The sequence below is a fragment of the Paracoccus aminophilus JCM 7686 genome, assembly GCF_000444995.1.
GTDB classification, from domain to species: Bacteria; Pseudomonadota; Alphaproteobacteria; order Rhodobacterales; family Rhodobacteraceae; genus Paracoccus; species Paracoccus aminophilus.
This window is the reverse complement of the sequence record NC_022049.1, coordinates 169,578-182,280: the sequence shown is the minus strand read 5'-3', so window position 1 is coordinate 182,280 and position 12,703 is coordinate 169,578. Positions and strand designations below refer to the sequence as shown.

Below are 12,703 nucleotides of genomic sequence, written 5' to 3'. Positions count from 1 at the left end.
TTTGCGCCCGTCCTGTTTCGACCTGCGGACGGCCCCGCAGGCATGTCTCATCACGCCGCATCCGAGGGATACGGGGGCAAACCGCCACTGGCGGCGGGGTTAATGTCCACTTGTTTTGTGTATAATTGACGGGCGCTGCGGGCCGGTCAATGGCTTTGCAGTGGCGCGTCACGATTTGGAGGATCCGCGCCTTTGCGCGAAGCCGCGAGAGAACAAACGCCCTGCGCCGCCAAGCCCGCAGAAAGCAGAGTTTCCCGACTCACTTCCAGCGCGGCCGCGCGGCGGGCCGAAACCGCGCGCCTCTGGCCGGGCAAAGCAGAACGGATCCGCGCCGGGTCAGGGCGCGGATCCGTGTTGGTCTCTTGGGTTGGCGCGCCTACCACGCCTTGCGCAAAACCCCCGCCAGCATCCCGCTGCCGTAAAGCACAATCCCAAGCGCCAGCGCGACATAGACCGCCTCGACCCGGCCGGTCAGCGCAAGGCCAAGCCAACCGCCGCCCAAGGCCACGACCAGCCGCACCACCGCGCAAGAGATCGGCAGCGCCATCTGGCGACGGCCCTGCGCGGCGAAGTAAAGTGCAAGGCCAAGCCCGATGAAGCCGTAAAACGGCCCGACGATGCGCAGGTAAGCGACGCCCGCCTCGACCGCGCCGCTCTCCTCGCTGAACAGCCGCAGCCAGGCCTCGGGGAAGAGCGCGGCGGAGAGGCCGATGAGCTCGGTCACGCCAAAGGCCAAGGCGGCACCCGTCAGCGCGATGCGGCGCGCGCGCAAGGTTTGCCCGGCGGCGAGGTTGGTTCCGACCAGCGCCACCAGCGGCGCGCCGATGCCGAAGACCAGCGGGATCAGCAGATATTCAAGCCGGATGCCGGTGCCAAACCCGGCAACCCCTTCGACCCCCAGACGCACGGCGACCAGCGCGGTCGCGCCCGCGATGATGACATTCGTCAGCACCGATTGCACCGAAGAGAGCGCGCCGACATGCAGGATATCCCCCATCAGCCGCCCGCTCAGCCGCCCCGCCCGAAAGCGCGCGGCGGCGCGCCCCGAGAGGATATAGCCGCCCAGAAACAGCGTGCCCGCCGCGTAGTAAAGCAGAAGCGCCAGCCCGCCCCCGACAATGCCAAGCGCCGGGATCGGGCCGTAACCGAAGATCAGAAGCGGCGAGATCGGGATCAGGAACACGACGCCGATGCAGGTGAATAACGCGGGCACGATCATATTGCCGGTGCCGCGAATGACGCTCGCGAGCCCGTTCATCAGCCAGACGAAGATATTGCCGGCAAAGACGATGTTGGAATAGGCGACGGCGGCGTCGAGCTCGCCCCCGGTGCCGCCAAGCGCGCCGTAGATCTCGCGCCCCCAGAGAAGGAAAATCGCGGAAAAGATCAGGCCGAGGCAAAGGTTGATCGCGACGGCGTGCAGCACCAAAGCATCGGCCTCGGCGCGTTTGCCTGCCCCGAGCGCGCGGGCGACGGCGGCGGAAATCCCGCCGCCCACCGCCCCCGCCGAGATCATCGTCATCAGCATGACCACCGGAAACACCAGCGCCATCCCGGCCAGAGCATCGGTGCCGAGCTTCGAGACCCACCATGTCTCGATCAGCCCGGTCGAGGCCTGCGCGAACATGATCAGCACATTCGGCAGCGCCAGCCGAATGAGCAAAGGCAGGATCGGCGCATCAAGCAGGCGCTGGGTGCGCGGATCGCGGACCGGGCTTGCGGCGGTGAAACGGGCGGTCGCAGTCACGCGTCACCTCGGCGGATCGGGTTGGTCATCATGGCTCCTTCAGGCGACGCTTTGCAGGGCATCATGGCTGCGCCCCGAGGCCGAGGCCGTGGGGGCGGCGCGCACCGGCGTGCTGATCTCGGTCAGCCGCGCGAGTTCCTCGGGGGTCAGCGCCACGTCGCGCGCGCCAAGGTTGCTCGTGAGCTGCGCGGGATTGCGCGGGCCGATCAGCGTGAAGGGACCGCGTGCCAGCACCCAAGCGATCGCGACCTGATCGGGGCTCACGCCGCGCTTCGCCGCGATGTCCAGCACCGCGTCGAGCACGGCGGTCTTTTGCGCGCTGTCTTCGGGCTGGAAGACCTTGCCGCCGAACGCCTCGGCCCGCCCTTGCTCGCCCCGGCGATATTTGCCGGTCAAAAGCCCGCCGCCCAGAGGCGACCACGCGACCTGCGCCAGACCCAGAGCCTCGGCCGCCGGGATCAGCTCGGCCTCGGCGTCGCGCAGGACCAGACTATATTCGAATTGCACCGCCGCGATCGGCAGGGTCCGCGCCATTTCGGCCAAAGTCACCGCCCGCGCGACGCGCCAGGCCGGGAAGTTCGAGAGGCCCGCGTAAAGGATCTTCCCGGCGCGGGCGAGATCGTCGAGACCGCGCAGGATCTCGTCCGAGGGCGTTGCATGGTCGGGATGATGGACCCAAAGCAGGTCGAGCCGGTCGGTGTTCAGGCGGCGCAGGCTCGCCTCGACCGAGGTCACCATCGCGCGGCGGCTGTTGCCGAGATTGAGCGCATTGGTCTGGGGCGAGGCGCCATTGGTGAATTTGCTGGCGAGAAAGATCTCGTCGCGCCGCCCGGCCAGAAGCTCGCCCAGAAACTCCTCGGACTGGCCGAATTGATAGACATCGGCGGTGTCGATGTGATTGCCGCCCGCTTCGAGATAGCCGTCGAGCACGGCGCGCGAGGTCGCAAGATCCGCACCATGCCCCCAGCCCGTGCCGAAGGTGCCGGTGCCGAGCACAAGGGTGGCGCTGCTGACGCCGGTGGTTCCAAAAAGCCGATGTTCCATGAAAGCGTCTCGCTCAAGGTTTCAGTTTGGATTACATGTATAATCCAAATAGCGGCTTCAAGGGTGGTGCGCAGAATTTCTGCGGCCCCCTTCGGGCGAACAGAAAAAGCCTCGTCGCACGGGAGGGCGGACGGGGCGGAGGGGCAGTGTCGGGCGAGTGTGTCGGGCGGTATCGGATCAGGCGGCGGGCGGGGACAGGATGGCGTCAGCCGAGGCGCGCAGGAAGCGTTCAGAGAGCGCGGGATCCTCGCTCAGGCGCGACAGGATCAGCGCGCCGACCAAGGTCGAGAGCGTGCTGGCCGCGCGGTCGCGCGCCGCCTCATCGGGCTGGGGCGACAAAACGCCTTCGAGCAGGTCGAGAAATGCGGTGAGCTCTTCGCTAAAAATCTCGTGCAATGCATTGTCATCGCTGCGAGAAACTTCGGGCGCAAGAGCGGCAAGCGTGCAGCCTTCGCCCGTCTTGTCGCGATGCTCGGGCGTCAGGTAATTGTGCACCACCGCGGCGAGCGGATCGTCCTTGGTGGTGGCGACAAGATTGGTATAGCGCTGCCGCCCGCGCGCCAGAGCCTGCGCCGTCGCTTGCTGCACCAGATCATCGCGCGAGCCGAATTTCTTGTAAAAGCCGCCATGAGTCAGCCCGGCGGCCTGCATCAACTCGCTGACGGCGACGCCGTCGAGCCCGCGCGCGCGGATCAGATGGGACGCCGCGTCGACGACGCTTTGGCGGCTTTCCTCGGCTTTGGCTTTGCTGACGCGCATGGGGCGGGCTCCTGTCTTGATGCCTGATAGATGATCATCAAGCGCCAAATCTTCAAGCCCGCCACCTTGCTCTCAGCCCATCGGCATCAGCGCGCCGCGATGCATGATCACCGCCGCCGCCTGCGCCTGCCCCGCCGCAACCGCCTCGACCGGGGTGCGGCCAAGGAGACGCGCGGCGAGATAGGCGCCGTTGAAGCTGTCGCCCGCCCCGGTCGTATCGACGGGAAGCGTGACGCAATCCGTGTCGATCCGCGAGAACTGGCCATCCGTCGCCAGCAGCACCGGGCCGCCCGCGTTTTTCACCACAACCTCGGGCACGCCCGCCGCGAGATAGCGCGCGACCGTGTCCTCGGGCGAGGCATCGCCGAAATGCGCGGCCTCGTCGTCATGGCTCGGCAGGATGATATCGGCATGCGCTGCGGTTTCGGTGATGGTCATGCGCAGGGTCTCGGCGCTTTCCCACAGGCTCGGGCGGATGTTCGGATCAAAAGCCAGCCGCGCGCCCCCGGCCCGCGCCTCGGCGAGATGGGCAAACAGCCGCGCCCGCGCCTCGGGGGCCAAAATCGCCAAAGTGATCCCCGAGAGATAGATCATCGCGGCGCCCGCAAAGGCGCGCTTGAGGACCGCGCTCTCATCGGCCAAACGCCGGGCTGCCGAGGCGCTGCGCCAATAGGTAAAGCTGCGCTCGCCGTCTTTCAGCGAGATCATGTAAAGCCCGATGGTGCGGGCGGGATCGCGCAAGACGGTTTCCGTCCCGATCCCGGCGCTTGCGATGAAGTCAAGCATCCGATCCGAGACCGCGTCAACGCCGACCCCGGTGTGGTAATCGACCCGCCAGTCGCCCGGCAGCGCGCGGCGCGCATACCAGGCGGTGTTGAGCGTGTCGCCGGCAAAGCCGCCGCGCCAGCTATCGGCTTCGGTCAGGGGCGAGAGCTCCAGCATGGCCTCGCCGACAGAGACGAAACGGCTCATTTCAGCTTGGCCAAAGCGTCGATGAAGCCACGGGCGCGCGCGCCGACTTCATCGGCCGACAGGCCCGGCTTGAAGAGCGCGCCGCCGAGGCCAAAGCCGTTGGCGCCCGCCTCGAGATAGGGCGCCATGCCCTCGGGGGTGATGCCGCCGACGGCCAGAACCGGCAGATCTTTGGGCAGAACCGCGCGCATCGCCTTGACCATGATCGGCGGAATGACCTCGGCCGGGAAAAGCTTGATCGCATCGGCGCCCGCACCGATTGCGGCGAAGGCCTCGGTCGGGGTCATGCAACCCGGCGTGCAATAAAGCCCGCGCGCCTTGGCCTCTTTGATGACGGAAACATCGGTGTTCGGCGTCACGATCAGGCGGCCGCCGACGCTTGCGACCTCATTGACCGCTTGCGGGGTCAGCACCGTGCCCGCGCCGATCAGCGCGGTCTTGCCGTAAGCATCGGCCAGCACCTTGATCGATTCCAGCGGACGCGGCGAGTTCAGCGGCACTTCGATCTGGCGAAAGCCCGCTGCGACCAGCGCGCCGCCGATTTCGAGCGCCTCTTCGGGCACCAGCCCGCGCAGGATCGCGACCAGCGGACAGGCGGCGAATGAGGTCTTGAGATCTGGGGTCATCGGAAGCGTCCTTTCACTTCTGAGCATCAAGAAGGCCAAGCGAGCGGGCGAAAAGCCACAGCCCCGCAGGCGCGGTATTTTCCAGCCGCACGACCGGCGGCAGGCCCAGATGGGCCATCGCGGCAAGGTAGCGCGCACAAAGTGCGCCCTCGCCGATCATCAGCAGCGCCTCGCCGCCGTCCAGCTCGCGCCGGGCCGAGGTGATCTCGTGGCCAATGATCAACCCCGAGAGGTAGTCGCGCAAGACATTCCCCGCCATGCGGCCCGTCAGCCCAAGGCTGCGCGCCGAAAAGATCTGGCGCGTCAGATCGCCCGGCCCGCTTTCGGACGCAAGATCAACGCCTTGCAGGAAGGCCATGTCGCGTTCGGCCTCGTCCCCCGTCCCGATCATCAGCCGCGAGAGCAGCGATTGATTGGACAGCAGATCAAAGACCTCGCCGGTCATATAGGTCGCGAAATCGGTGATGCGGCCCGCGCGCAGGCGCACCCATTTCGAATGGGTGCCGGGCAAGATGATGCGGCTCGCCTCGGCGCGCTCGGGGTGATCGCTGACCGCGCCGAGGATCTGGATCTCCTCGCCGCGCATCACATCGGGCAAAAGCCCCGGCGCGTCTTGGACCAGCCCCGGCGCGATATGAAGCCGCGCGCCGAGATCGGTTTCGACCGAGACCGAGAGCCGCGCGATGTCGGAAATCGCAGCGGGAAGCGGCACATAAGGTGCCTCGCGCCAGCCCTGCGCCGAGCCGACCATGCCGCCCGCAACCACGGGCAGGCTGGGCTCGGCCTCTAGCCAAGGGCCGCAAATCTCGGTGAAAGCGGCGTTGAAGCCCGCTTCGCCGCCCGGTTCGGGCAGCTTCTGGATGCCATGCGGGCTTTTGCGGGTCTCGATCACGCGGCCCTCTTCGATCAGGAAGGCGCGCAGGCTGGTCGTGCCCCAGTCGAGGGCGATCAATCGGGTCATTTCGGTCCTTCGCAATCAGGGGTGCTGGCCCAACCAAGGGCATTGGAAATGGCATCCGCCGCCTGCCGCACCACCGGGCCAAGCGCGCGCATCCGGTCTTCGGGCATGAAATTCAGCGCGCTCGAGACGCTGATCGCGCCCGCGACCGCGCCGCCCGCATCGCGCAAGGGCGCGCTGACGCAGCGGATGCCATATTCGTTTTCCTCGAGATCGCTCGCCCAACCGCGCGCGACGCACGCGCGCAGATCCGCGGCAAGATCGGCGAAAGCGCGGACGGGCGGGCTTTCGGGGCGCTCGGCTGCGGCCTCAACGGCGGCGGCATAAAGCGCGGGCCAGCGGCTTTCGGGCAGGGCCAGCATGATCGCCTTGCCGAGCCCCGTCGTCGCGACCGGCATCCGTTTGCCGATATGCGAGCGCATTTCGAGCCCGCGCAGACCGGGGAGTTTATCGAGATAAAGCACCTCTGCCCCGTCAAGGACGCCAAGATGAACGGTGTCGCGGCTGGTCGCGGCGAGCTCGTCAAGGATGGGTCGGGCAAGGCTGACCAGCGGGCGCTGCGCCCGGGCACGATCGCCCAGATGCACGAGTTTCGGGCCGAGAAAATAGCCGCGATAGGGCACGTTATAGAGATAGCCATCGGCGACCAGCGCCGCGAGCATCCGCGCCGCCGTGCTGCGCGGCACGCCAAGGCGCGCGGCCAAAGCCTTCACGCTGCTTTCGCCCTCGGCCACCAATTCAAGCAAAGCCAGCCCGCGCAACAGCGTCTGGGCGCCGGTGGTCTTCGCCGGGCTTTCGGTCGTGGTGGCGGGCAGATCGGACATGCTCATCTCGCGGGACGCGGCGTCCCTTTGCGTCACTTGGATCATATTTGGCCGGAATGTGTCAATTATGAACTTTTGTGACCATATAGTGAGACATAGGCCGCGAGGTATGAAAAAGCCGGGCGCTTTGGCAAGGGCCGGCTGGGATGTGGGTTCAATGGAGCCTTAGGTCAAACGGCGCAGCGAGACCGTCTCTGCCCCGGCCTTTTGATCCAGCAGCTTGACCAAAAGCTCGACCCGCGAGGCGACATCGAGCTTTTGATAGGCGCGCTTGCGGTGGGTCTTGACGGTCTCGGCGCTGACCTCCAGCGCGGCGGCGATTTCCTTTTCGGCGACGCCCGAGATCAATTGCCGCATCACCTCCAGCTCGCGCGCGGACAGGCTGCCGCCGCCGAGACGGTGCAGGGCCGCGAGGATCGGGTCTTGGCTCGCCTGCAAATGCCGGGTGCGGCTGTGCCAATGGCGCTGGCAGATCGCCATCAGCGAGGATTGGATCGGCTCGACCGCCGAGAGATCCGAGGCGCTGAAGCCGCGATTTCCGGTGCGGTAAAGCGCGACCTGAACCGTGTGGCGTTCCGACACCCGGATCGCAATATCCATTTCCTTCAAACGCTTGGGCCAGCCTGCGGTCAGATAGCCCACCTCTTCCTGCTGGTCGATTTCCAGCATTTCGGCCGCCGTCGAGGGCCGGCTGAGCGCCGGATTGCGCGCCATTTTCTCCATCAGGTAAAACCCGCTCGACATCTTGCGGCGGTGCATCTGGAAAAACGGGCTGTGCTGATAGGTATGGCCCGCATAGGAATGCAGCACCTCGCTTTCGATGCGCTCGGGTAGCGCGGCAGAGCTGACCTCAACCAGCTCCTTGTCCTGATAAAGCGAGATCATCGCCAGATCGAACGAGATCAGCTCTTGCAGCGTCTGGGTCAGATGCCGGTCGAAATCGGGCTGATCCGAGGCGAGAATAAGGCGCGCCAAAGCATCGTCAGAGCGGCGCGCTGCCAGAGGCCTGACCGGCAGGGGTGCCGTCAACCGCGACACGGATTTGAGGTTGGACGAGGACATTGCTTCTACCTTGTCTTCGATATCAGATCTTCTGGGTCAGGCCTTCGGGGTCTCAGCTGATTGAATAGCCGCCGTCAACGGGAATCACCGTCCCCGTGATGAAAGCGGCGTGAGGGCTGGCAAGGAAAAGCGCAAGCCCCCGCAGATCGTCGGTCCTGCCCCAACGCGCCATGGGCGTGCGCGCAAGGATCGGCCCGGCCCGGTTCGGATCGTCTTGCAGCGCCTGCGTCAAAGGCGTCGCAATCCAGCCCGGCGCAATCGCATTCACCCGGATGCCCTTGGGCGCATAAGCGATGGCAAGGGATTTCGTCAATTGCGAGATCCCACCTTTCGAGGCCGAATAGCCCGGCACCAGCCCGCCGCCAAAGAAGCTGAGCATCGAGGCGATGTTGATGATCGCGCCTTTCGAGGCCTCAAGCAAAGGCGCCGCCGCCTCGCAAACCCGCATCGAGCCGGTGAGGTTGATGTCGACGACCTGCGCGAAGACCTCGGCGGCAAGCTCTTCGCCGCGTCGGATGATGCCCGCGCAATTGACGACCACGTCGAGCGAGCCGAGCCCTGCGACAAAGCCGCGCACGGCCTCGGTGTCGCGCACATCAAGGAGGCTATGGGTGATGCCATGCGCGCTTGGCCGCGCGTCAGCCTCGGCAATCTCGCGCGGGGTGGCGCCGGTCGCGATGACCTCGGCGCCCGCATCGCGGAAGGCTTCGGCAATCGCGCCGCCAATCCCGCCGGTGCCGCCGGTGACCAGAACCCGGCGCGCCGCCAGCCAGTCTTGCGCCCAATCGGCCGAAAGCGTCATCTCAGCGGATGAATTGATCGACATAATCCGCTCCCAAACCCACTTTTTCGTAATGCGCGCGGCACATGTCGATCTTGGTGAACACGTCCTCATAGCCGATCTGTTTGTTCTCTTCGTCGAGATAGACCATGCAGCCCGAAATGTTGAAGAAGGTGATCATCTCGCTGCAATCCTCGGGGACGTTCAGCGTGTGGATCTCGCCCGGCGGCTCGTAGACGAAAGAGCCCTCTTCGGCGACCCAATCATGTTCGAAATAATGCCATTTGCCCTTCAGAACCATGCCGAAGACCGGCGCGGGATGGAGGTGGCGCGAGAGGATCCCCGAGCGCGTCACCTTCAGCAGATTGCACCATTGCCCGGTCAGCGTGTTGAGAAACATCGGGCGGAAAAACACGTTCCGGGCCTGCGGCACCCAGACGCGCTCGTCGTCGGGAATAGCCTTCAGCGCGATTTCGCTCGGGGCAAGCGGATGGGTCGAACCCTGCATATTCGCATACATGCGGATCTCCTTGGCAGTGTTGGGGATGGAGAAAGAGTGTTCTGGATCAGTCTATTAGGCGACGATCCCCGCCTCTTTCATCCGAGTTGTGGTGAAGGTGATGGTCGCGGTCATGGCGGCGCGAGCGGCATCCGCGTCGCGCGCGCGGATCGCGTCGAGAATGGCCTGATGGTTCGCCAGATTGGCGCGGAAATTCTCCATATGATTGGCCGCGACCGAAAAGAGGATGCCCAAGACGCCGTCAATCGCCGCGTCAAAGGCTTCGAGGATCGGATTGCCGGTGGCGCTGAGGATCGCGAGGTGAAAGGCGCGGTCGGCGGCAATCGCGGCCTCGGCATCGCCGTTTTGGGCCGCGACTTCCATGCGGGCGAAAGCGGTCTCGATCGCGATGAGCTGCATCCGGTCGGCGCGATCGGCCACCAGCGCGGCGGCAGAGGGTTCAAAGACCAGACGCGCCTCGTTGATCGCCGACATCAGATCGGCGGCATGGCCGCGGCTGGCCATGACCCAGCGCAAAACGTCGCGGTTGAGCAGGTTCCAGCGCCCGCGATCGGTGACCACCGTGCCGCGCCGGGGCGCGGTTTCGACGACGCCAAGGCTGCCCAGAACCCGGATCGCCTCGCGCACCGTCGAGCGGCCGACCTCGGCCAGAGCCATCAGCTCGGGCTCTGTCGGCAGCACCTGCCCGACCGGATAATCGCCCTTGGCAATCGCCAGCCCAAGCCAGTCCACCAGCTCGTCGGCGCGCTTTTCCTTGCTCATCTCGGTCCCGAATCCTGTGCTGGATTTCATGTCGATGATTCTTTCTAATCATCTGATGAATGTGTGCGCAAGTCCGATGATACACGCGCCGCGCGTGCAACCGAAACCCTCGCCGCAAGAAAGATTTTTTCGCGAAAATCGCGTGTTTTCCCGGAAAATCCAAGGATTCCAAGGCAGATAACCCCGACCCACGCGGCGCACTTGTCCCCCCCGGGGAGGATATTTGCCGGGAATCTTATCTGCTAAAGGAGCTGATCTTGATTCAACCGGGAGGAAGAAATGAACGCGAAATCCCTCGTGACCGCAGCTCTGCTGATCGCGGGTTCGAGCCTGGCCGCACAGGCCGCCGACACCATCAACGTCGCCACCAATATCGCCAACGTCCCCTTCGAATTCCAGGACGGTTCGGGCACGCTGATGGGCTTTGAAGTCGATATCATGCGCCTCGTCGGCGAAAAGCTCGGCAAGCCGGTCGAATTCCAGGAAATGCCCTTCCAGAGCCTCTTTGCCGCCGTGCAATCGACGCGCTCGGATGTGGCGATCGGCTCGATCACCATCACGCCGACCCGGATGGAGCAAGTCGCCTTCACCCAGCCGATGTTTGACGCCGACCAATGCCTGACCGTTGGCGCGAAAAGCGGCATCGAGGGCGTAGAAGGCATGGAGGGCAAGACCCTCGCCGTCATCACTGGCACGACCGGCGAAATCTGGGCCTCGGAAAGCGAAGGCAAGCTGAAATTCGCCTCGATCAGCCGCTATGACGGCAATCAGGACCCGATGATGGACATTGCGACCGGCCGCATCGACGGCTTCGTCCATGACTGCCCGATTGATGCCTATTACATCAAGGACAAGCCGCAGTTCAAAATCGTCGCGACCATTCCGACGAATGAGCAATTCGGCCTGATGCTGCCGAAAAACAGCCCGATCCTCGAGGGTGTCAACAAGGCGATCACCGAGCTGAAGGAAAGCGGCGAAATGGCGAAACTCCATGAAAAATGGTTCGGCATGGCCCCGGCAGAAGATTCCAGCACCGTGAAAGTGCTGCCGATGCCGGGTCTCTGAGCCCGTCCGTTCTATCCGAAAAAGTCCGGCTTGACCCTGCGTCAAGCCGGACGCAGATCCGAGGGGCCGCATGGACCTGATTTCGACATTCTTCAACATCGACGTGCTGAGGCAAGCCGCGCCGCTGCTTTTGCAGGGCTTTTGGCTCACGATCCTGCTGGGCGCGACCAGCCTTGTCATCTCGCTGACGCTGGGGCTTTTGCTGGTGCTGGTGCGGCTTTATGCGCCGCACCCGCTGCGCTGGCTGGCGATTGCCTATATCGACGTGTTCCGCGCGCTGCCGCTGCTCGTGCTGCTGATCCTTGTCTATTACGCTTTGCCCTTCGTCGGCATCAAACTCACCTCCTTTTGGGCCGCGACCGCCGCTCTGTCGCTGGTCGCCTCGGCTTATATGGCCGAGACCTTCCGTGCGGGCATCGAGGCCGTGCCGAAAGGCCAGTTCGAGGCCGCCCAGACCCTTGGCTTCAGCTGGCCGCGCATGATGTCCGATGTGGTCCTGCCGCAAGCCATGCGCCTTGTCGTGCCGCCGACCACCGGGGTCTCGATCGGGCTGATCAAGGACACCGCGCTCGCCTCTGTCGTGGCGATGCCCGACCTTTTGAAACAGGCGACGCAGACGCAGGCTTTCTACGCAAACCCCTCGCCTCTGGTCGGTGCGGCGCTGCTTTATCTGGCGCTTTTGCTGCCGATGGTGCGGCTGGTCAGCGTCCTTGAGAACCGCCAGAAGCGCAAGCGCTGATGCCTGCGACCCAGATGAGAGACCGGACATGAGCCAGAATTCCCCCAAATCGCAGGCAGCTGGATCGGGCAAGGACCCGATCATCACCATGCGCGGCGTCGAAAAGCATTACGGCAATTTCCACGCCTTGCGCGACGTGAACCTTGATGTCCGCCGCGGCGAGGTCATCGCGATCATCGGGCCATCGGGCTCGGGCAAATCGACGCTGATCCGCTGCATCAACCGGCTGGAAACCATCTCGGCGGGCGAGATCATCGTTGACGGCGTCAAGGTCGAGGACGGCAAGAACCTCGCGCTGGTGCGGGCAGAGGTCGGCATGGTCTTCCAGCAGTTCAACCTCTTCCCGCATATGAGCGTGCTGAAAAACGTCGCCATCGCGCCGATGCGCGTGCGCGGCACCGCCAAGGCCGAGGCCGAGACCCGCGCCCGCCAATTGCTCGAACGCGTGGGCCTTGCTGCCCATGTCGACAAATATCCCGACCAGCTGTCGGGCGGCCAGCAGCAGCGTGTGGCGATTGCGCGCGCGCTCGCGATGGAGCCGCTGGTTCTCCTGTTCGACGAGCCGACCTCGGCGCTTGACCCCGAGATGGTCGGCGAGGTTTTGGACGTGATGCAGAGCCTGGCCGCGACCGGCGTCACCATGCTCGTCGTCACCCATGAGATGGGCTTTGCCCGCCGCGTCGCCGACCGCGTCGTCTTCATGGAGGCGGGCCAGATCATCGAGCAAAACGCCCCCGATGCGCTTTTCGACACGCCGCAAACCGACCGGGCGAAAGCCTTCCTCAGCTCGATCATGCACGGCAATGCCGGCTGATGCCGCGCGCCTTAGATGAAAGTCACGCAA

General features: G+C 64.9%; 14 protein-coding genes. 3 read left to right on the top strand and 11 right to left on the bottom strand.

Translation table 11 applies throughout. From position 1 onward, the window contains the following. Positions 1 to 376: 376 nt before the first annotated feature. From JCM7686_RS18970 to JCM7686_RS18920, 11 genes are all read right to left on the bottom strand, one after another. Entirely contained in the window at positions 377 to 1,747 is a 1,371-nt protein-coding gene (locus JCM7686_RS18970; protein ID WP_041528149.1) for an MATE family efflux transporter, read from the bottom strand. A gap of 39 nt (positions 1,748 to 1,786) precedes the next feature. After that, positions 1,787 to 2,791 (bottom strand): aldo/keto reductase, encoded by a 1,005-nt coding sequence (locus tag JCM7686_RS18965; RefSeq protein ID WP_020952337.1) that lies wholly within the window; start codon positions 2,789 to 2,791, stop codon positions 1,787 to 1,789. A gap of 177 nt (positions 2,792 to 2,968) precedes the next feature. Next, positions 2,969 to 3,550, bottom strand: a complete 582-nt coding sequence (locus JCM7686_RS18960) for a TetR/AcrR family transcriptional regulator (RefSeq protein WP_020952336.1) — start codon at positions 3,548 to 3,550, stop codon at positions 2,969 to 2,971. Between the two features lie 72 nt (positions 3,551 to 3,622). Continuing rightward, positions 3,623 to 4,522: a sugar kinase gene (locus JCM7686_RS18955; RefSeq protein ID WP_020952335.1), complete on the bottom strand. Its 900-nt coding sequence runs from the start codon at positions 4,520 to 4,522 to the stop codon at positions 3,623 to 3,625. After that, a complete protein-coding gene (locus JCM7686_RS18950; RefSeq protein ID WP_020952334.1) occupies positions 4,519 to 5,148 on the bottom strand; it encodes a 2-dehydro-3-deoxy-6-phosphogalactonate aldolase in 630 nt (209 codons plus the stop codon). Before JCM7686_RS18950 ends, JCM7686_RS18955 begins: the two co-directional genes overlap by 4 nt. Positions 5,149 to 5,161: 13 nt before the next feature. Further along, a complete protein-coding gene (locus JCM7686_RS18945; protein ID WP_020952333.1) occupies positions 5,162 to 6,109 on the bottom strand; it encodes a 2-dehydro-3-deoxygalactonokinase in 948 nt (315 codons plus the stop codon). After that, complete coding sequence (locus JCM7686_RS18940) at positions 6,106 to 6,930, bottom strand: IclR family transcriptional regulator (protein WP_051201716.1); 825 nt, start codon at positions 6,928 to 6,930, stop codon at positions 6,106 to 6,108. Before JCM7686_RS18940 ends, JCM7686_RS18945 begins: the two co-directional genes overlap by 4 nt. Positions 6,931 to 7,095: 165 nt before the next feature. Further along, positions 7,096 to 7,992 (bottom strand): helix-turn-helix transcriptional regulator, encoded by an 897-nt coding sequence (locus JCM7686_RS18935; RefSeq protein WP_041528148.1) that lies wholly within the window; start codon positions 7,990 to 7,992, stop codon positions 7,096 to 7,098. 52 nt (positions 7,993 to 8,044) lie between these two features. Beyond that, a complete protein-coding gene (locus JCM7686_RS18930; RefSeq protein WP_041528217.1) occupies positions 8,045 to 8,794 on the bottom strand; it encodes an SDR family NAD(P)-dependent oxidoreductase in 750 nt (249 codons plus the stop codon). A 1-nt stretch (position 8,795) separates the two neighbouring features. Then, positions 8,796 to 9,293: a 2,4'-dihydroxyacetophenone dioxygenase family protein gene (locus JCM7686_RS18925; protein WP_020952329.1), complete on the bottom strand. Its 498-nt coding sequence runs from the start codon at positions 9,291 to 9,293 to the stop codon at positions 8,796 to 8,798. Positions 9,294 to 9,347: 54 nt separating this feature from the next. Further along, on the bottom strand, positions 9,348 to 10,085 hold the full coding sequence (locus JCM7686_RS18920) for a FadR/GntR family transcriptional regulator (RefSeq protein ID WP_051201702.1): 738 nt from the start codon (positions 10,083 to 10,085) through the stop codon (positions 9,348 to 9,350). Positions 10,086 to 10,334: 249 nt separating this feature from the next. Between JCM7686_RS18920 and JCM7686_RS18915 the strand changes: the two genes are divergently transcribed. The 3 genes from JCM7686_RS18915 to JCM7686_RS18905 all read left to right on the top strand — a co-directional run bounded on the left by JCM7686_RS18915 (position 10,335) and on the right by JCM7686_RS18905 (position 12,673). Beyond that, positions 10,335 to 11,120 (top strand): transporter substrate-binding domain-containing protein, encoded by a 786-nt coding sequence (locus JCM7686_RS18915; RefSeq protein WP_020952327.1) that lies wholly within the window; start codon positions 10,335 to 10,337, stop codon positions 11,118 to 11,120. Between the two features lie 70 nt (positions 11,121 to 11,190). Further along, positions 11,191 to 11,859: an amino acid ABC transporter permease gene (locus JCM7686_RS18910; RefSeq protein WP_020952326.1), complete on the top strand. Its 669-nt coding sequence runs from the start codon at positions 11,191 to 11,193 to the stop codon at positions 11,857 to 11,859. 28 nt (positions 11,860 to 11,887) lie between these two features. Further along, positions 11,888 to 12,673 carry an amino acid ABC transporter ATP-binding protein gene (locus JCM7686_RS18905; RefSeq protein ID WP_020952325.1) on the top strand — a complete coding sequence of 262 codons (786 nt, stop codon included), beginning with the start codon at positions 11,888 to 11,890 and terminating at the stop codon, positions 12,671 to 12,673. The last annotated feature ends 30 nt before the right edge of the window (positions 12,674 to 12,703 follow it).

Coding starts and splice junctions, on each gene's coding strand:
- JCM7686_RS18965 (WP_020952337.1), bottom strand. CDS start 2,791: ATGGAACATCGGCTTTTTGGAACCACCGGCGTCAGCAGCGCCACCCTT.
- JCM7686_RS18960 (WP_020952336.1), bottom strand. CDS start 3,550: ATGCGCGTCAGCAAAGCCAAAGCCGAGGAAAGCCGCCAAAGCGTCGTC.
- JCM7686_RS18955 (WP_020952335.1), bottom strand. CDS start 4,522: ATGAGCCGTTTCGTCTCTGTCGGCGAGGCCATGCTGGAGCTCTCGCCC.
- JCM7686_RS18950 (WP_020952334.1), bottom strand. CDS start 5,148: ATGACCCCAGATCTCAAGACCTCATTCGCCGCCTGTCCGCTGGTCGCG.
- JCM7686_RS18945 (WP_020952333.1), bottom strand. CDS start 6,109: ATGACCCGATTGATCGCCCTCGACTGGGGCACGACCAGCCTGCGCGCC.
- JCM7686_RS18940 (WP_051201716.1), bottom strand. CDS start 6,930: ATGTCCGATCTGCCCGCCACCACGACCGAAAGCCCGGCGAAGACCACC.
- JCM7686_RS18935 (WP_041528148.1), bottom strand. CDS start 7,992: ATGTCCTCGTCCAACCTCAAATCCGTGTCGCGGTTGACGGCACCCCTG.
- JCM7686_RS18930 (WP_041528217.1), bottom strand. CDS start 8,794: ATGACGCTTTCGGCCGATTGGGCGCAAGACTGGCTGGCGGCGCGCCGG.
- JCM7686_RS18925 (WP_020952329.1), bottom strand. CDS start 9,293: ATGTATGCGAATATGCAGGGTTCGACCCATCCGCTTGCCCCGAGCGAA.
- JCM7686_RS18920 (WP_051201702.1), bottom strand. CDS start 10,085: ATGAAATCCAGCACAGGATTCGGGACCGAGATGAGCAAGGAAAAGCGC.
- JCM7686_RS18915 (WP_020952327.1), top strand. CDS start 10,335: ATGAACGCGAAATCCCTCGTGACCGCAGCTCTGCTGATCGCGGGTTCG.
- JCM7686_RS18910 (WP_020952326.1), top strand. CDS start 11,191: ATGGACCTGATTTCGACATTCTTCAACATCGACGTGCTGAGGCAAGCC.
- JCM7686_RS18905 (WP_020952325.1), top strand. CDS start 11,888: ATGAGCCAGAATTCCCCCAAATCGCAGGCAGCTGGATCGGGCAAGGAC.